Here is an 18,759-nt window from a genome sequence, read left to right on the forward strand (position 1 = left end):
CTTTTCACCGACTGACTGGCGTTGACGCGCCAACCGCTGCGGGCGGACACCCCCCGGCACGGCCCCTTGCGTCGTCCGGCGGGTGCGGGGCCGTCTGGGCCGCCGCAAGCAGCTCGCCGCCGCGGGCGACGGGCCCGCCCTGGCTGCGGGCAGTCGTGCCGCTGGGGCGGCACGGGTGGGCGCAGCGGTACTCGCGCCGAGTGGTGTGAGGTCACGTCCGGGCACCGGCGGCGCGAGACACTCACAGCGCGCTCAACGCCCTGCGGGCCACCTCCCTGCCGATCGGCAGGGACGCCGTGGCCGCGGGGGACGGTGCGTTCAGGACGTGGACCGTTCGAGGGCCCTCGCGGATGAGGAAGTCGTCGACCAGCGTGCCGTCCCGCAGGACGGCCTGTGCGCGCACGCCCGCCGCCGTCGGTACCAGGTCGTCCTCGCAGACCCCGGGCAGCAGCCGGCGCACCGCCTCCGTGAACGCCCCCTTGGACAGGGACCGCCGCAGCTCCCCCGCCCCGTACCGCCAGTGCCGCCGGGCGATCCGCCAGGAGCCCGGCCAGGCCAGGGTCGAGGCCAGCTCGGCGGGGCGGACCGTGGCGCGGCCGTAGCCCTCGCGGGCCAGCGCCGGTACCGCGTTGGGTCCGACGTGGACTCCGCCGTCGATGCCCCGGGTGAGATGCACCCCGAGGAAGGGGAACGCCGGATCGGGCACGGGATAGACCAGTCCCCGCACCAGCTCCGGCCGGGCCAGCTCGTAGTACTCGCCCCGGAACGGCACGATCCGGACGTCCGGGTCGTCCCCGGTGAGCCGGGCGATCTCGTCGCAGTACAGCCCGGCGCAGTTGACCAGGACACGGCCGCGGACGATGTCGCCCGCGGCGGTGAGCACGGCGACTCCCCGCTCGGGCCGGCGGTCCACGCGGACCACTCTCGTGCCGTAGCGGATCTCCGCGCCCGAGCCGTGGGCCAGCTGGCGCGCGACCGCGACGAAGTCGCAGACGCCCGTCGTGCCGACGTGTATCGCGGCCAGGCCGCGCACCTCCGGCTCGTACTGCGGGATCTGGGACGCGCCCAGCTCGCGCACCGGGATGCCGTTCTCCCGGCCGCGCTGCACCAGTGCGTGCAGGCGGGGGAGCTCCGCCCGGTCGGTGGCGACGATCAGCTTGCCGGTGACGGCGTGGGGGATGCCGTACTCGGCGCAGAACTTGACCATCTCGGCCGCCCCGCGCACCGCGTAGCGCGCCTTGAGGGAGCCGGGGCGGTAGTAGACGCCGCTGTGGATGACGCCGCTGTTGCGGCCCGTCTGGTGCCGGGCGGGGCCGGGTTCCTTCTCCAGGACCGTGACCCGGGTGCCCGGTGCGGCGCGTGTGATGGCGTACGCCGTCGACAGGCCGACGATCCCGCCGCCGATCACCAGCACGTCAGCGTCGTGTGCGAGCCCCACCGGCACCACCTCCCACCTCGATAGTGCACTGCGCCACTGACAGTGCCCTCAAACGCGGAGACGGCGGCACCGCGCGGGCGCCTAGGCGGGGGTCATCAGCAGCGGCCGGGCGCGCTCGCGGAGCTCGACCACCCGGGGCTCGTCGCCGTACGGCTCCAGACGGTGCAGGAGGTCCTTCACGTACTCCGTCGTGCGGGCCGACGAGATGCGCCCGGCGACCTCCACCGCCCGCACCCCCTGCTCGCACGCCGCGTCCAGGTTGCCCGACTCCAGTTCGGCGACCGCGGAGACGACCAGGCGCAGGCCGTGCGAGCGCACGAACTCCTCCGTCGGCTTCGACAGCGCCTGCTCGGTGAAGCGGCGGACCTGGCGGGGCGCCTTGAGGTCGCGGTAGCACTCGGCCGCGTCGGCGCAGAAGCGGTCGTAGGAGTAGAAGCCGAGCCAGCTCGGGTCGTTGTCGCCGGGGCGGGCCCGTTCCAGCCAGCTCTCGGCCGCCTTCAGGGCCGCGCCGGCGGCCTGGGCGTCGCCCGCACGCGCGTGTGCCCGGGCCTCGACGAGGCGGAAGAAGCTCATGGTGCGGGCCGTGGCCAGGCCGCGGTTGCGCTCCAGGGCGGCCTGGGCGAGGTCCACGCCCTCGTCGCCGAAGCCGCGGTAGGTGGCCTGGAGGGACATGGAGGCCAGCACGTAGCCCCCGAGGGGGACGTCGGCCGCCGCCCGGGCCAGGCGCAGGGCCTGGATGTAGTAGCGCTGGGCCGCTTCCTGCTGGCCCGTGTCGAAGGCCATCCAGCCGGCGAGGCGGGTGAGTTCGGCGGAGGCGCCGAACAGGGCCCGGCCGACCTCGTCGGAGTAGGAGCCGAGGAGGAGAGGGGCGGCCTCCACCCTCAAGCACTCGGGGACCATGGACGAACGCCAGTCGCCGCCGCCGTACTTGGAGTCCCAGCGCCGCGCGTCCTCGGCGGCCTCCCGCAGCTTCTGCACATCGCTGTGGCCGACTTTGAGCGGTGCGCCGGAGCCCTCGCCGGGGCCCACGTCACGCGCGACCGAACTGTCGGCCGGGGTTATCAGCCACCGCGAGGCGGGCGTCGCGTACGCGCTCACCGCGAACGATCCGGCGAGCGACTGCCAGATGCCGCCGGCGCCGGCGCGGCGGCCGGCGAGGTCGAGGCGGTACAGCTCCGTCGCGGACTTCACCGCCTGGCCGACGTCGCGCGGGAAGGCGAGGCCGACCTCGGGCGCGGGGTCCGCGTCCGCCAGGCCGATCTCGTGAAGTGGGACCGGGCGGCCGAGCTTCTGGCCGATGGCGGCGGCGATGAGGTGCGGGGCCGCACCCTGGGGCACCATGCCCTTCGACACCCAGCGCGCCACCGACGTCTTGTCGTAGCGAAGTGTCAGTCCCCGCTGTGCGCCAAGATCGTTGACGCGCCGCGCGAGGCCTGCGTTGCTGATTCCCGCGAGGGCGAGAACGGCGCCGAGTTTTTCGTTCGGCCCGCGTTGCTCCCTGGACATGCGCCACCCCTCGACACAGACGGCTGCCGCGCTGGCATAACCGTGCGGCATTCGTAAACCCAGCGTAGTTCGCCGCATCCCAAGCGTTAAGGGGCATTCTTCCGGTTGGCGGGATTGTGGTCCGTACTGAAGTGCGGGTCAGATACGGGCAGTTGCGGCGTGCTCCCGTTGTGTGGCCGTGCGCCCGGCCGTGCGCCTTTCTCCGGCCATCGCGGGAGCGGTTCCATGGTCCGTGCGTGGGTCGGCCCGCTGTACTGGATCCAGTGGGCTGGGGGACACCGCCGCCTTCATCCCCGCGGGCGGCGGAACGGTCCGGGAGGCGTGCTCCGTCTCCCGGACCGCGCGACCGGGTGACGCGGTGCCGAGCCTGTACGGAGCGTGTTCGACGCTGTGTGCGTATCGGCGATTTGGCTGAAAACCCACCCCGGTAAGCGAGGGCTTTCGAGGCTCCGACCACGGCAGTTGAGGGCGCGTTGGGCGTGTTCGGGGCGCGTAACGGGGGCGCATTCGCGTCGCAGTCGTACCGGTGACGTGTCGCTCGTATGCCTTGCCCCATGGCCGGATGGTCGCGTAGCGGTGTCGCGGTCGAGTCCTTCTCCTTTTCCTTTCTCTTTCTGTTTGTTCGGGTTTCCTCGTCGCCCCCGGGGGGCGACCCCGGGCGGCCGTGCCGCCTTGCCACGTACGGGAGTTCGGGGCTCACCCCGGGGGGTCGGCGGCTCCGCCGGGGCGCGTTCGGCGGAGCGCGAGCGGCGCGGGCACCCGCTGGAGCGCTTCCTTCATGGCAGCATGGTGAACCGGTTCGTACGGTGCACTGGTTGTCCACAGTCTGTGGAGGCGGCGATGCGGTGGTTGGTGGGATGGAGCAGCACCGCCGCGGGAGCCGTCGCTGCCGGTTCGGCGGGGGCCACCGGGCACGACGGTGAGACCCTGCACCCGGTGGGGTCCCAACTGCTGTGGGGCGACCCCGATCCGCTGTGGGCCGTGGGCGACTGGCGGCCCGACGAGGTGCGGGTCGTGAGGGCCGACGAGCGCACGCGCATCGCCGTGCTCGGCATCTGCGGCGCCACCGACGAGCAGTTGCGCGTCGCGCTGTTCGCCGCGCGCGGCGGGGCACTTCGGCATCTGACCGCCTGGCCGGGCAGCTACACCGCGATCGTGCAGGTCGGCAGGAGGATCACCGTCTGCGGTGATCTCGCGGGCGCGCGGCCGGTGTTCTACACGCCCTGGGCCGGCGGCACGGCCTACGCGACGGCCGCCCTGCCACTGGCCGACCTCATCGAGGCCAACCTCGACTTCGGGCACCTCGCCGCGCTGCTGGCCGCCCCTGACGTGCCCGCCGCGCTCCACGACTCGACGCCGTACGACGGCGTGAAGCGGATTCCGCCGGGGCACGCGCTGATCCTGCGCGCCGGTGCGCGGGAGATCGCCGGGTACGAGCCGGTCGCCTCGCTCGCGGTCGCCGCCCCTCCGGCAGATCCCGACAGCGCGGTCGACGCCGTGCGCGACGCGCTCGTGGAGGCCGTACGGACGCGGCTGTCCGCCCCGCGGCACGTCCCCGGGGCGGACATCGACCCCGGGCCCGTGCCCGGCATGGGGCCCGCCGAACGGCGCGCCGCGCGCGGGATGCCGGTGCCGGGCATCGGGGCCGACCTGTCCGGCGGCCCTGCCTCGGGGACGCTGGCGCTGCTGGCCGCGGGGCTGCCCGGGATGCCGGGCACGGTGCTCGGGCACGGCACGGGCGCGGGTGAGCGCCTGCTGGCGGTCACCTTCAACGACCTGGCCGTCGGCGGGCGGGAGGCCGAACTGGAACGGGCCGGGGCGCTGGCGGCGAACCCGCGGCTGCACCACGTGGTCGTGACGGGCGGCGAGGAGACCCTGCCGTACGCCGACCTCGACGGTCCCCTCACGGACGAACCCGGGGCGTGCCTGGTGACGGCGGCGCGGCACCGGGCCCGGCTGGCGGCGGGCAGCGCTGACCACTTCACCGGGTACGGGGCTCGGCAGGTGCTGGACGCGCACCCCGCGCGCCTGGCCGACCTGCTGATGGACCGCCGGCGGCGGCATCTCGTGCGGCCGGTCGCGGCGCTGGCCAAGGCGGAGGGGTCGGTGCTCGTCCCCGCGCGCGTGTACGCGGCGGCGCGGCGGCTGTCCCGTACGCCGTACCGGTCGGGTCTGGCGTCCCTCGCCGAGCGTCTCCTCGATCTCCGGTCGGACGACGGGCTCGACGCGCCCGGCGGGGCGGTGGACGCCTCCCTCGCGGCGCTGAGCTGGGGCAGACCCGGGCCGGCGGCGCGCTGGCTGACCGGTGAGGCGCTCGCTGAAGTATCGGTTCGCCTTCAGGCGTCGACCCATCGGTCGGAACTGGTCGGGCCCGGGCAGCGGCCGGGCGACTTCCGTGCGCGGGCGGCGCTGGCCCGGCACGCGGCGGACCTGCGGGTGCTGGAGCAGGCCGCGGAGATCCGCTTCCAGCGGCTGCACGCGCCGTTCCTCGACAACCAGGTGGTGCGGGCGGCGCGGGCGCTGCCGGAGGCGCTGCGGGTACGGCCGGGGGCGCGGGCGGCGGTGCTGCGTACGGTGCTGGAGGGGGCCGGGGTACGGGAGCTGCCGGCCGGGTGGGGCGCGCCCAGCCAGGCGACGGCGACCGCGGTGGCGCGTACGGGGTTGCGGGTGGCGGCGGATTCGCTGGTCGCGCTGTTCGACACCCCGCTGCTTGCGGAGGCCGGGCTGGTCGAGGCGCGGGTGGTCCGCAAGGCGCTGCGCGGCGCGGCGGCGGGTGAGCCGCTGCCCCTGGACGGGCTCGCGGACCTCGTCTCCCTGGAACTGTGGCTGCGCCGGCTGCTGGCCCGCCGCGGCACGTGCTGGACGGGCACGCCGGCTCGCCAGCGAGCGGTACCGGCGGGGATCGCGCCGCAGCGGGGGGCGTTGGGGGCGGGGGCGGCCGGGGGCCGGCGGGGGTAGCGGTCCGTTCTGCCCCGAGTCCCTGCCCCGTGAATTCCCGCCCCGAGTCCCCGCCGGAGCGTGTGGTCGCGCCTTCTCGCCGGTGGTGGGCAGGGGCCGCGCCGGGGGGTGTCCGTCCTCGGAACGGCGCGATGGGGTTGGGCGCCGACTGACTGTTCGTTGCACGCGCCCACAGCTGCGGGCGGACACCCCCCCGGCACGGCCCCTTCCGCGCGTCGGCGGGTGCGGGCGCGTCTCGGCTTGCGCCGCGGTGGGGCCCTGGCTGCGGGCGGTCGGTCCGACACAGCTGCGGACTTGGGTGCTCCGCCCGGTGATGCCCCGGAAAAAAACCGGGCCCTCACACGAACCCCAGCGACAATGACCCCGTGCGGTACAGAATCCTGGGCGTCACCACGGCAGCGGACGAGGACGGCACCGTCGTACCCGTCGGCGGCCCCCGCCTGCGCGCCCTGCTCACCGCCCTCGCCCTGCGCCCCGGGCGCGTCACGCCACCGCGGACCCTGATCGACGAGGTCTGGGCCGACGATCCGCCCCAGGACGCCCCCGCCGCCCTCCAGGCCCTGGTCGGCCGGCTCCGCCGGGCACTCGGCAAGGACGCCGTGACCCTGGAGCCCGGCGGATACCGGCTCGCGGCCGCGCGCGACGACATCGACCTCTTCGTCTTCGAACGGCTCCTCCGCCACGGCACGGACGCCCTCGCCGCCGACGACCCCGCCCGCGCGGAACGGCTCCTCGACGACGCCCTCGCCCTCTGGCACGGCCCCGCCCTCGCCGACCTCCCCGACCGTTCCGCCGCGGCTCGCCCGGAAGCGGCCCGGCTGGAGGCGACCCGGGCCAGGGCCGAGGCCCGTCTCCGGCTGGGCCGCGCCCAGGACGTCGTACCGGAACTGCGCGAACTCACGGCCGTACACCCGTACGACGAACCGCTGCACGCCCTGTTGATCCGCGCCCTGCGCGACGCCGGGCGTGCGGCCGATGCCCTCGCCGCCTACGAGACCGCCCGCCACGCTCTGGCCGACGGCCTCGGCACCGACCCGGGGCCGCGGTTGCGGGCCCTGCACGCCGAGTTGCTCGCCGGGGGCGGGCAGGACGCGACACCCCGGCCGGACCCCGAGCGTCTCGGCAACCTCCGGCCCCGGCTGACGTCGTTCGTCGGGCGGGAACCCGAGATCGACGCCCTCCGTTCCGATGTGCGCGGGGCCCGGCTCGTCACCCTCACCGGGCCGGGCGGCTCCGGCAAGACCCGTCTGGCCGAGGAGGCCGCCGCCGGGCTGCCGCAGGCGTGGCTCGTCGAGCTCGCCCCGCTCGACCGGCCCGAGGCGGTGCCGGGAGCCGTGGTCAGCGCGCTCGGCCTGCGCGAGACCGTGCTGATGACCAGCGAACTCACGGCCCTCAAGGACGACCCCGTCGCCCTGCTCGTGGAGTACTGCGCCCGACGCGACCTCCTGCTGATCCTCGACAACTGCGAGCACGTCATCGGCGCGGCCGCCCACCTCGCCGAGACCCTGCTGACCCGCTGCCCGGGTCTGAGGATCCTCGCCACCAGCCGGGAACCCCTCGGCGTGCCCGGCGAGGTGGTGCGCCCGGTCGAGCCCCTGCGACCGGACCAGGCCCGCCGGCTGTTCGCGGAGCGCGCCGCCGCCGTCCGGCCCGACGCGCCGGACGTGCTCCGCGACGAGCGGGCGGTGGCGGAGATCTGCCGGCGGCTGGACGGGCTGCCGCTCGCCATCGAACTGGCGGCCGCCCGGCTCCGGCTGCTCACACCCCGCCAGATCGCCGACCGCCTCGACGACCGCTTCCGCCTCCTCACCTCCAATAGCCGTACCGTCCTGCCCCGCCAGCAGACCCTGCGCGCCGTCGTCGACTGGTCGTGGGACCTGCTCGACGAGGCCGAGCGCACGGCGCTGTGCGAGATGTCCGTCTTCACCGGCGGCTGGGACCTCGCGGCGGCGGAAGCCGTGTGCGGCGGCGGGCCCGTAGCGGAACTGCTCGGGGCCCTCGTCGACAAGTCCCTCGTCGTGGCCACCCCGGCGCAGGACGACGCCTCCGCCGGCATGCGCTACCGGATGCTGGAGACCATCCACGAGTACGCCGTCGAGCGCGCGGCCGAGGCGCCGCACCTGCGCGCCGCGGCCGAGCTCCGGCACCGCGCGTGGGCGCGCGCCCTCGTCGAACGCGCCGACCCGCTGCTGCGCTCCGCCGCCCAACTGCCGTGGATCGCCCGCCTGGAGACCGAGCTGGACAACATCCGCGCCGCCCTCGACCGGGCCCTGACGGCCGGCGACGAGGAGGAGGCCGCCGCCCTCGCCCTGGCCATGGGCTGGTTCTGGTGGCTGCGCAACTACCGCCATGAAGGCCTGGAGTGGCTCGAGCGCATCCTGGCGCTGGGCGTCGCGCTCGACACCGGCGCCGATCCCTCGTCCAGGGGCGGGCCCGGGCTGCCCGACCCCGTCGACCACTTCCTCACCGCGCCGGAGGGGGAGGCGGGCCATCCGCTGCACGCCGTGCGCATGGACGTGCGGATGCTGCACCTGTTCTACCTGACCGAGACCACACCCATGAACACCTACTTCGAGGAGCGGCGGGCGTACCCGGAGCGGGTGTGGGACCACTTCTCGGACGGCGGTCCCCACGCGGCCCGGATCCCGGGGCTGATCTGCCCGATCATCTCCGCCCACATGGACGTGCAGCGCACCTCCCGGGCCGTCATGGACGCCGCCGTCGCCACCTGCCGTGCCCACGGCGGCGACTGGGAGCTCGCCGTCGCCCTGATGTTCCGTACGCACATGGTCGTCGACGCCCCCGGTGACCTGGAGGGCGTCGACGACGACCTCGCGGAGCTGCGCGTCCTCAGCCGCCGCGTCGGTGACCGCTGGCTGCGGGCCCAGGTGTGCGGTGCGGCCGGCGAGGCGGCCATGGCGCGCGGCCGTTTCGAGGAGGCGGAGGGCGAGTACCAGGAGGCCCTGCGGTTGGCCTACGAGGTCGGCGCGTTCGCCGAGGCGCCGTTCCTCAAGGCCCGGCTCGCCGAGATCGCCTACCGGGCGGGGGACCGGCCGGCCGCGGCGAAGGCCCTGGACGAGGCGAACGCCGCGGCCGAGCGGTACGGCGTGGCCGACTCCAAGGCGTTCGTGCGGCTGCTGAGCGCGCAGATGGAGAACGAGGGCGGACACACCGCACTGGCGCGCACCCTGTGCGAGGAGGCGCGGGCGGAGACCCTGCTGGGGACACCGCCGCCCCAGTTCGTGGTCATGCTGCACCTGGTCGACGCCATGATCATCGCGGACGAGTCCGGGCCGGAGCCCGCGCTGGCCAAGCTGGCCGAGGCGCTGCGCGAGGCCGTGGACAAGCGGTGCTCCGACGCCGTCCGGGCCGGTGTGGTGGACGCGGCGGCCGTCCTGCTGGCCGGCCTCGGCGACTTCCCGCGCGCGGCCCGGCTGCTCGGCACCGGCGACCACTGGCGCTCCGGCCGCCCCCGCCCCGTGCCGGAACGCGCCCACGCGGAACGCACGGAGGCCGCCGCCCGCGCCGCGCTGGGCGCCGCACGGTGCGCGGCGGAGCGGGCCTCGGGCGCGGCCCTCACGGCTCAGGACGTCCTGCGCGAGCTGGGGGAGGCCATCCGCGCGTACGCCGCCGGCGCTAGCGGCAGGTGAATTTCGACTCCGCCCAGTCCGCCAGGGTCAGGCCGTCCAGGGCGCCGCGCGGCTCCACCACCAGCCGGACGGTGCTGCGGCCGGTGAGGTCCACGTGGACGGGGACGGCCGGGTCACCGCTCTCGACCAGCCCCGACCGCCAGAGCCGGACGCCGTCGGCGTAGACGGAGAAGTACAGCTTGCCGTGCCTCAGCGTCATGTCGTCCACACCGGCGAGCGCGTCGTACGCGGAGCAGGAGCGGTTCAGGTCGATGGTGACGGAGGAGCTGCCGTGCACGGTGACGCCGTGCGCGTAGCGCCGGTCGCCGACCGACAGGCCGGACCGCTTCCAGACCCAGCTGCTCGAACCGATCCGCATCTCGGGCCCGGTGCCGTCGCCGGTGACGTCGTACGACAGGTCGCTCCACTGGTACACGGCCGGGGCGGGCGGAGGCGGTGGCGGGGGCGGCTCGGGGGTGGGCGTCGGGGTGGGGGTGGGCGGCGCCGGGGATGCCGGGGGTGCCGGGCTCGGGCTCGTGGGCGGCCGGGTGGGCCGTGCGGCCGGCGTCCGGGACACGTCCGGGGCGGGGGCAGCGCCTGAGTTCGGTGCCGGGGCGGGCGTCTCGGCGCCCACGGGGGCGAGGGCGGGCGGACGCGGCCCGGGCTCCCGGCGCGGCGGTGCGGGTGCGGGTTCGCCGGGCCGCACCACGGACGAGGGGGGAGCGGGCGACGGCGCCGTTCGCGCCTCCTCGCCGGGCTCGTCGTTGCCGGCCAGGGCCATCACCACCGCGGCCACGACCCCGACGGCCACCACACCGGCCGCGATACCGGCCTTGACCGGCGCGCCGATCCCTTCGGCGGCCGCCGCGCCGCCACCGGCCCCGCCGGAGGAGCCGCCTGCCGCCCCGCCGGACGCACCGGCCCCCGACGCCCCGGACGAACCACCCGCCGCCGCGGCCGCCCCCGCGGCTCCGGCGGCTCCCGCACCGGTACCCCCGGCGATGAGCCCGGCCGCCTTGGCGTATCCGGCGGCCCCGAACCAGCCGATGACGGCCACCGGTACGACGGCCGGGATGCCGCCGGCCACCTCCGCGATCTGGCCCGCGGCCAGGCGGCACTTGGCGCACTCCTCCAGGTGCTTGCGCAGCCCCCGCTCGGCCCGGGTGCGCAGCCGGCCGCGGGCGTAGGTGCCGAGCTGGTCGGCGTAGCGCGCGCACTCCTCGTCGGCGGTGAGCGTGGCGCTGACGTGGGCCTGGAGGTAGGCCTGCTTGAGGCCCTCACGGGCACGGCTGGCCAGCACGCGCGTGCCGTTGGCGTCCAGACCGAAGAGCGTGGCGACCTCGCTGGGGGACTCGTCCTCGACCTCGGTGTGCCAGAGCACGGCCTGCCAGCGCTCGGGCAGCGACCGGAACGCGCGCATGGCCATGGACTGCTCGGCCTCGTGCATGGCCCGTACGTCCGCGCCCAGGTCGAGCGTGTCGTCCTCGGACGCGTCCCGGCCGCGTGCGGACTGGGCGGCGAACGCGGCGAAGTCGTCGACCAGTTGCTCGCGCCGCGCCGACCGCGTCCAGGAGGCGGCGACGCGCCGGACCGAGGTGAGCAGGTAGGCGCGGACCGCGTGGGTGGGTCCGGAGCCGCCGCGGACGGCCTGGAGCATGCGGGCGAAGACCTCGGCGGTCAGGTCGTCCGCGGTGTGGGCGTCCCGGCAGCAGGTGCGGGCGTACCGGCGCACGGCCTGGGCGTGGCGCCGGTACAGCTCCTCGTACGCCGTGTCGTCGCCCGCGCGCATCCGGTCGATGAGGTCGGCGTCGGACGGCGGCACATCGCGCGGCGGCAGCACCCCGTCCTCGCGCCGGTCGCGCTGGGCCGGGACCGACTCCTCGGCGGAACGTGTGTCGGCAGGAACGCTTCCTCGCCTGCCCTGGTTGGGTACCTGCGGGGGAACCGGGCCGTCGGCCGTGGCATCCCCGCCGCTTCCGGTGCCGTTCGACTCGTCCCGCCCGTCAACGCTCATCGCGGAACGCCCCTGCCAGCCGCCGTACCCGTCCTGACCACCGGGTCAGCGTGCCACAGCGGCTCCCGGCCGGAACCCCGGAGTTCGGACCGTCACTCGTCCGTGGGGTTTTCCCGCACGCGAGTACTGGCCACCGCCCGTCCGGGGAAGGGTTCCTCCTCGCTCCGAGGGAGGCTTCCCCTTCGCTCCGGGGCTGGAGGCCGAGCGAGGGCCGGTGGTCGATCGGGCGCCGGTGGTCGAACGAGCGCTACCGGACTCGTCCAAGAGCCAGGCGCTCGGACGCGATCACCCTGCCCCCGGCGAAACGTCTCCGCCCGCAGCCGTCGCGATCCTGCCCCCTGCCCGTCTGCTCGCGTGCCCGTCTGCCCGTCTGCCCCCTGCCCAGAGGGCCGAAAGGCCGGAGGGCCCGGCCCGAACATGTCGGCCAGGCCCTCCGGCAAGTCACGGTCCGAAGCCGCTCACGCCGGACGCGACCGCAAACCCTCCAGCAGGATGTCCAGCAGCCGTGCCGACGCCGCCTGCTGCTGGGCCGCGTCCGGCAGCGAGGGCGCGGCCGTCGCGATCACCAGCAGGACGTCCGACACGGACACGTCCGCCCGCAGCTCACCCGCCGCCCGGGCCCGCTCCACGAGCTGCCCGACGACCTCCAGCAGCGCCGACGCCCCGGTGTCGTCCTCCGGCGCGGGGACCGAGGCGACCGCCACCGGCTCCTCCGGCACCAGCCGCAGCTCGGCGGGCTGGGTCCGCTGCTGCGGCACCCGCGCACCGCCGGTCCGGTCCTCCCCGACCGAGACGCGCAGCACCTGCGGCGGCAGCAGCCGCCCGGCGCCCGACGCCACCGACGTGCGCAAAAAGCGCGACAGCGCCGACCACGGCTCGTCCTCCTGGCCGAGTGCCGCACGCGCCTGGTCGGTCAGCCGGGAGGTCTCCTCCTCGGCTATCCGCCGCACCAGGACGTCCTTGCTCGGGAACCGCCGGTACACCGTGCCCACACCGACCCGCGCGCGCCGCGCGACGTCCTCCATCGGCGCGCCGTAACCCAGCTCGCCGAAGACCTCGCGCGCCGCACGCAGCACGTGCTCCAGATTGCGCTGGGCGTCCACGCGCAGCGGCGTGGTCCGCGCCCCGTCCGCGCGCCCGTTGCCCGCCGCGCTCATCGTCGCGCCACCCGCGGCAAGGGCGGATGCGGACGACCAATGAGAATCCTGAACATGCATAGACATTCCCCCGGTAATGACGTCTCCCCCCGGAGACTCTCCCCGCCATTCGATGCCGGGACGGGGGAACAGGCCCGGTTCCGCGGCCCGCCCGTCGCGGACCCGGTGAGCACATCCCCCTACACCCCGTCGACACACGAACATAGTTGAGAGGGAGTCAATTCAGAAGGGGCAGGTTCCGCACGGAGCGCCCACCGATCGGAGTACGGGTCGCATACGTCCCGAATGTGCCCCCGCACGCCCCCCGTACCACCCACGCTGACCTGCGCGAACGCACCGGAGCCCGCGAATCCGGCCAACTCCGCGCCCGCACCCGCTCCGGTCACACAATTCGTCGAGGCTGTGGACAAACGCAAGCGGCGGGTGCGTCATGGGATGGTGAAGGAACGTGCGCGCATTCTCGTTGTCGGTGGCGGCTACGTCGGGATGTACACGGCCCTGCGCCTGCAGCGCAGACTGAAACGGGAACTGGACCGGGGCGAGGCCGAGATCACGGTCGTCACCCCCGACCCGTACATGACCTACCAGCCGTTCCTCCCCGAGGCCGCCGCGGGCGCCATCTCACCCCGCCACGTCGTCGTACCGCTGCGCCGCGTCCTCGACCGGTGCCGCGTCCTCATCGGCGAGGCCACCGCCGTCGACCACGCCAGGCGCGCCGCCACCATCACCACCCTCGCCACCGAGGAGGAGGGCACGGGCGGGCAGCACCTCCCCTACGACCACCTCGTGCTCGCCCCCGGGTCCGTCTCGCGCACCCTGCCGGTCCCCGGCCTCGCCGACCACGGCATCGGCTTCAAGACGGTCGAGGAGGCCATCGGCCTGCGCAACCACGTGATCGAGCAGATGGACATCGCCTCCTCCACCCGCGACCCCGCGATCCGCGACGCGGCCCTCACCTTCGTCTTCGTCGGGGGCGGCTACGCGGGCGTGGAGGCCCTCGGCGAACTGGAGGACATGGCCCGCTACGCCGCGCGGTACTACCACAACGTCCAGCCCGAGGACATGAAATGGGTCCTCGTCGAGGCCTCGGACCGCGTCCTGCCCGAGGTCGGCGAGGAGCTGGGCCGCTACACCGTCACCGAACTGCGCCGCCGCAACATCGACGTCCGCCTGCGCACCCGCCTGGAGTCCTGCGCCGACCGGGTCGCCGTCCTCAGCGACGGTGCCCGCTTCCCCACCCGCACGGTCGTCTGGACGGCCGGCGTGAAACCCCACCCGGTGCTCGCCGCGACCGACCTCCCGCGCAACGACCGCGGACGCCTCAGGTGCACACCGGAACTGTCCATCGAGGGCACCACGCACGCGTGGGCGGCCGGAGACGCCGCCGCCGTGCCCGACGTCACCGCCGCCGAACCGGGCCGCGAGTGCGCCCCCAACGCCCAGCACGCCCTCCGCCAGGCGAGGGTCCTCGCCGACAACATCGTCCACACCCTGCGCGGCGAACCCCTCCAGACGTACGAACACGCCTACGCCGGCTCCGTGGCCTCCCTCGGCCTGCACAAGGGCGTCGCCCACGTCTACGGGCGCAAGCTCAAGGGCTACCCCGCCTGGTTCATGCACCGCGCGTACCACCTCAGCCGCGTGCCCACCTTCAACCGCAAGGCCCGGGTGCTCGCCGAATGGACCCTGGGCGGCTTGTTCAAACGGGAGATCGTCTCCCTCGGTTCACTCGAACACCCCCGGGCGGAGTTCGAACTCGCGGCCGGTGGAAAGCCTTCCCAGGACCCCCCGCGCAACCCGAAGGGGTCGTCCTGACCGGACCCAGGAACTCCTCCGGCCGGCCCGGCGTCTGACGGATGTTGGTCCGGTCCGCGCACTGCCAGACTGGTCCACCACCACGGGTGCGCCACGGCTCGCCCCGGTGCGGGTCCTCCGGGGCCCCGGCCGGTTCCGGTGCCGGCCGCCGACGACTACACGAGGCAAGGATTCGTGAACTTCACGCGCTGGAGCGCCCGGCTCCCCGGAACGCAGCGCCGCGCCGCAGCGCGGACCGAGCAGACGGCCGCCGCGGACCGGCGGGGGGACGGATCCGTACCCGCCGCCCGTGTCGAACAACTGACCGGCGAGACCCCGCCCGTACCCGCCGTCGACGAGCTGCGGGTGCGTGAGGTCCTCGACCGCGTCCCGTCCCTCGTCGCCCTGGTCCACGGCCCCGACCACCGCATCGCCTACGTCAACGACGCCTACACCACCGCCTTCGGCGTACGCCCCCTCGGTGAACGCGCCCGCGAGGCCCTGCCCGAACTGGACGCGCTCGGCCTGTTCCCGCTCCTGGACCAGGTCCAGCGCAGCGGCAGGCCGCGCACGGTGAAGTCCCGCAAGGCACCCGACGGCCGCTCCTACACCTTCACCTGCACCCCGGTCGCCCAGGGCGACGGCAAGGGCGGCACGGACGGCCGGGGCGTCCTGGTCTTCGCCACCGACGTCACCGACCACGCCGAAGCCGCCGAACGTCTGCGCGCCAGCGAACGCCGCCAGCGCGAGACGGCCGTCACCCTCCAGCGCTCCCTGCTCCCCCAGGAGCTCGAACAGCCGGACGACCTGCGCATCGCCGCCACCTACCACCCCGGCGGCACGGAAGCCGCGGTCGGCGGCGACTGGTACGACGTCATCACCCTGGGCGGCGGCCGCACGGCCCTGGTCATCGGCGACGTCATGGGCCGAGGCGTCCGCGCGGCCGCCGTCATGGGCCAGCTCCGCACGGCGGTCCGGGCCTACGCCCGCCTCGACCTGCCCCCGCACGAGGTGCTCCAGCTCCTCGACGGCCTGGCGGCCGAGATCGACGCCAACCAGATCGCCACGTGCGCGTACGCCATCCACGATCCGAACGAGGGCAAGCTGGTCTACGCCTCGGCCGGCCACCTCCCGATCCTCGTCCGCGACGAGAACGGCACGGTCCTGCGCGCCGACGAGCCCACCGGCCCCCCGCTCGGCACCGGCGGCTGGATGCACACCTCCGGCTCGATCCCCCTGAGCCCGGGCTCCACGGCCGTCCTCTACACGGACGGCCTGGTGGAGCGCCGGGACGCGGACCTCGACGAGGGCATCGCCGCGCTGGAACGCGCCCTGGCCGGGGCCACCGGCACACCCCAGGTCGTCTGCGACCGCCTGGTCCGCTCGGCCGGCGTGACCCCGGACCACGACGACGACGTGGCCGTCCTGGTCCTCCAGCACCCCGCGCGCACGGGCCCGGAGGGCGAGCTCTTCCGCAACGCCGCGCTCGAACTCCTCGGCGGCGTCGAAGCGGCCCCCCGCGCGCGTGCCTTCGCCTCCGGCGTCCTGACCAGCTGGCGCTTCCCCGCCGATCTGCACGACCTCGGCGTCCTCGCCACGAGCGAACTCGTCGCCAACTCGCTCCAGCACGGCACCCCGCCGATGCGCCTGCGTCTGCGCCGCACGGACCGGCGGCTGATCATCGAGGTCACCGACGGCGACGACCACCTCCCCCGACGCCGCCGCGCGGAACCGGGCGACGAGTCGGGCCGCGGCATCGCGATCGTCGCCACCATCGCCTCCAGCTGGGGCTCCCGCCGCACCCCCGGCGGCGGCAAGGCGGTCTGGTGCGAGTTCGCCCTGCCGCGCGCCCAGGCGACGTAGGAGGTACCGGGATCAGACGTCCGCGGAAACGGGCGCCCCACCCCGCGCCACGACCCGGCTCTTCGCGAGCCACGGCTGATCCTGTACGTCGGACAGCTGCCGCCCCAACCGCACGGCAAGGACCGTGATCCCCAGCGAGAACACCAGGAACGCCACGATGTAGGGCGCGTGCAGCGAGGCCCCCAGCGGCCCGCCCACCGCCGGCCCGACGGCCAGCGCGAGCTGCTTGACCAGCGCGAACGCGGAGTTGTACTGCCCGGCCATCCCCTCCGGCGCGAGATCCGCGACCAGCGGCGCCACGGTCGGCGACAGCATCGCCTCCCCCAGCCCGAACAGGGCGTACGTCGAGACGAACGCGGCGGTCGCCATCTCCTGGCTGCCGTGCCCCAGCCCCGCGTACCCGGCGACCGCCCACGCCACGGCCCAGATCAGCCCCACGGCCGCGATCACCCGCGAACGCCGGCGCCGCTCCACGAACCGCAGCACGGCGAACTGCGCCACGACGATCACCAGGGTGTTCGCCGCGAGGGCCGTCCCCAGCGCGGACGTCGATATCCCGGCGGCCTCGACCCCGTACGCGCTCAGCCCCGACTCGAACTGCCCGTAGCAGGCGAAGAAGAGCACGAAGCCGAGCACGCACAGCTGCACCATGGCCCGGTTGCCCAGCAGCTGCTTCCAGCTGCTACGCCCCGAGGCGCCCGGCGCGCCCTCGATCCGTGGCGCGTGCGGCGTCCGCACCGTCGCCATCACCACGACCAGCAGCAGGAACATCGCCGCCTCGATCGCGAAGAGCAGCGTGAAGGAGGCAGCGTTCGTCGTGTCGACCAGGTGTCCTCCGATGAGGCCGCCGACACCGAGGCCGAGGTTCTGCAGGAAGAACTGCATGGCGAACGCCCGGGACCGCGTCTCCGCCGACGAGCAGTCCACGATCATCGTCGCCAGCGCCGGCTGCATCACGGCCTGCCCGGCCCCCAGCAGCGAGGCCGACATCAGCACGGCCGCCGCACTGCCCGAGATGCCCAGCGTCAGGGCACCGACAGCGGCGGTGAGCAGGGCGGTGAGCAGCACCGGCAGCGGGCCGCGCCGGACGATGGCCCGCCCGGCGAACGGCAGCACCACCAGCGCGGCCACAGCGAAGACGGCGAGCACGAGACCCGCCGTCATGGCCCCCAGACCCCGCACCTGCGCCACATAGACGTACAGATACGGGACCGTGAAGCCGAGCCCGAACGCGCTGAGTGCGTTACCCACGTGGATCCGGCGCATCGCTGCGCCCATCGCCCTGGTCACGTTCACCTCTCTCACAAGTTAGGAGTGAAGACTTCGAATCTAAACTTCGAAGCTAAAGAGTACATACCCAAGGACTTCAAGGCAAAGAGGGGCCGTGCCATACTGCGCCCATGGGCGACACCCCCGGCTCCGACGAGCCGACCCTCGAAGAGCAGATCGCCGCGTACCAGCGCGAGTTCCAGGACCTCGACCCGCAGGTCGAGCAGATCGTCTCGGCCCTGTCGCGCCTGAACCGCCGCATGAACGTCGCCTACGGCCGTCAGACCTCCGCCCTTGGCATCAGCAACGCCGAGTGGGAGGTCCTCAAGGCCCTGGTCCTCTCCGGCGCCCCCTACCGACTGGGCCCCAGCGAGCTCGCCAAGCGCCTCGGCCTCACCCCCGCCGCCATGACTCACCGGATCGACCGCATGGTCGGCGAAGGACTGGTGACCCGTGAACGGGACGAGACGAACCGCGTCCGCGTCATCGTGGAGCTGACATCCGAGGGGCGAGAGAAGTGGCTGGAGGCGATGCGCCTGGCGTCGGTCTTCGAGGAGGACCTGCTCCAGGACCTGTCCCCCGTGGAGCGCACGGCACTGGGCGAGGTGCTCACGCGCCTGCTGCGCCGGGTGGAGGACGCCCAGCCGGACGCCGGCGGGCGCCTGTCCGACCTGGACTGACGCCGCTCCGGCCCTCACGCAAAAGATCTTGACAGGGGGCGCTTGACAGCCCTCAGTCGGATCCGTAGAGTTCTTCGGGTTGCCGCGGAGCCGTAACGGTTCTTCGACAGCACTTCCGCCGCAGCAGCGGCACCAACCACCAGCAAGATCGCTCCCAGCGGGGTTGATTTCGGCGCGCCCGAATTCAATTCGAATTGGGACTCGACGCCTTGATCGACTCCGAACCGGGATCGATTTTGGAATCGCCGAGAGACCGCGCTAAGGTTGGACACGTCGGAACGGCCCAACAGCCGCGAAGACAACCCCCACTGACTGGGGATCAGGTCGAGAAAAGGATCTGATAGAGTCGGAAACGCAAGACCGAAGGGAAGCGCCCGGAGGAAAGCCCGAGAGGGTGAGTACAAAGGAAGCGACCGTTCCTTGAGAACTCAACAGCGTGCCAAAAGTCAAC

General features: G+C 74.2%; 10 protein-coding genes. 5 read left to right on the forward strand and 5 right to left on the reverse strand.

Annotation, left to right across the window (positions count from 1 at the left end):
• Positions 1 to 241: 241 nt before the first annotated feature.
• The gene (lhgO, locus tag RIN80_RS20400; protein WP_375141749.1) at positions 242 to 1,447 is read right to left on the reverse strand and encodes an L-2-hydroxyglutarate oxidase; all 1,206 of its coding nucleotides are present in this window, start codon (positions 1,445 to 1,447) and stop codon (positions 242 to 244) included.
• A 72-nt stretch (positions 1,448 to 1,519) separates the two neighbouring features.
• Positions 1,520 to 2,944, reverse strand: a complete 1,425-nt coding sequence (locus RIN80_RS20405) for an MFS transporter (protein WP_309097064.1) — start codon at positions 2,942 to 2,944, stop codon at positions 1,520 to 1,522.
• Positions 2,945 to 3,784: 840 nt separating this feature from the next.
• On the opposite strand from RIN80_RS20405, the gene RIN80_RS20410 reads away from it, so the two are divergent.
• The gene (locus RIN80_RS20410; RefSeq protein WP_309097065.1) at positions 3,785 to 5,902 is read left to right on the forward strand and encodes an asparagine synthase-related protein; all 2,118 of its coding nucleotides are present in this window, start codon (positions 3,785 to 3,787) and stop codon (positions 5,900 to 5,902) included.
• Positions 5,903 to 6,267: 365 nt separating this feature from the next.
• The gene (locus RIN80_RS20415) at positions 6,268 to 9,552 is read left to right on the forward strand and encodes a BTAD domain-containing putative transcriptional regulator (protein WP_309097066.1); all 3,285 of its coding nucleotides are present in this window, start codon (positions 6,268 to 6,270) and stop codon (positions 9,550 to 9,552) included.
• Here the strand turns inward: RIN80_RS20415 and RIN80_RS20420 are convergent.
• Both RIN80_RS20420 and RIN80_RS20425 read right to left on the reverse strand, forming a co-directional pair.
• On the reverse strand, positions 9,539 to 11,545 hold the full coding sequence (locus RIN80_RS20420) for a sigma-70 family RNA polymerase sigma factor (RefSeq protein ID WP_309097067.1): 2,007 nt from the start codon (positions 11,543 to 11,545) through the stop codon (positions 9,539 to 9,541). The two genes, RIN80_RS20415 and RIN80_RS20420, sit on opposite strands and share 14 nt — an antisense overlap.
• Positions 11,546 to 12,003: 458 nt before the next feature.
• The gene (locus RIN80_RS20425) at positions 12,004 to 12,762 is read right to left on the reverse strand and encodes a helix-turn-helix domain-containing protein (protein WP_309097068.1); all 759 of its coding nucleotides are present in this window, start codon (positions 12,760 to 12,762) and stop codon (positions 12,004 to 12,006) included.
• Positions 12,763 to 13,137: 375 nt separating this feature from the next.
• Between RIN80_RS20425 and RIN80_RS20430 the strand changes: the two genes are divergently transcribed.
• Positions 13,138 to 14,517, forward strand: a complete 1,380-nt coding sequence (locus RIN80_RS20430) for an NAD(P)/FAD-dependent oxidoreductase (RefSeq protein ID WP_309097069.1) — start codon at positions 13,138 to 13,140, stop codon at positions 14,515 to 14,517.
• A gap of 174 nt (positions 14,518 to 14,691) precedes the next feature.
• A complete protein-coding gene (locus RIN80_RS20435; protein ID WP_309097070.1) occupies positions 14,692 to 16,359 on the forward strand; it encodes a SpoIIE family protein phosphatase in 1,668 nt (555 codons plus the stop codon).
• A gap of 12 nt (positions 16,360 to 16,371) precedes the next feature.
• On the opposite strand, the gene RIN80_RS20440 is transcribed toward RIN80_RS20435, so the two are convergent.
• Entirely contained in the window at positions 16,372 to 17,637 is a 1,266-nt protein-coding gene (locus RIN80_RS20440) for an MFS transporter (protein WP_309097071.1), read from the reverse strand.
• Between the two features lie 122 nt (positions 17,638 to 17,759).
• On the opposite strand from RIN80_RS20440, the gene RIN80_RS20445 reads away from it, so the two are divergent.
• Entirely contained in the window at positions 17,760 to 18,308 is a 549-nt protein-coding gene (locus RIN80_RS20445; RefSeq protein WP_094057511.1) for a MarR family winged helix-turn-helix transcriptional regulator, read from the forward strand.
• The last annotated feature ends 451 nt before the right edge of the window (positions 18,309 to 18,759 follow it).

It is taken from the genome of Streptomyces sp. (assembly GCF_031181705.1).
Lineage (GTDB): Bacteria > Actinomycetota > Actinomycetes > Streptomycetales > Streptomycetaceae > Streptomyces.

Excerpts from the sequence above, each read along its gene's own strand:
- RIN80_RS20405 (WP_309097064.1), bottom strand. The coding sequence starts at position 2,944 with ATGTCCAGGGAGCAACGCGGGCCGAACGAAAAACTCGGCGCCGTTCTC.
- RIN80_RS20410 (WP_309097065.1), top strand. The coding sequence starts at position 3,785 with ATGCGGTGGTTGGTGGGATGGAGCAGCACCGCCGCGGGAGCCGTCGCT.
- RIN80_RS20420 (WP_309097067.1), bottom strand. The coding sequence starts at position 11,545 with ATGAGCGTTGACGGGCGGGACGAGTCGAACGGCACCGGAAGCGGCGGG.
- RIN80_RS20425 (WP_309097068.1), bottom strand. The coding sequence starts at position 12,762 with ATGCATGTTCAGGATTCTCATTGGTCGTCCGCATCCGCCCTTGCCGCG.
- RIN80_RS20430 (WP_309097069.1), top strand. The coding sequence starts at position 13,138 with ATGGTGAAGGAACGTGCGCGCATTCTCGTTGTCGGTGGCGGCTACGTC.
- RIN80_RS20440 (WP_309097071.1), bottom strand. The coding sequence starts at position 17,637 with ATGGGCGCAGCGATGCGCCGGATCCACGTGGGTAACGCACTCAGCGCG.
- RIN80_RS20445 (WP_094057511.1), top strand. The coding sequence starts at position 17,760 with ATGGGCGACACCCCCGGCTCCGACGAGCCGACCCTCGAAGAGCAGATC.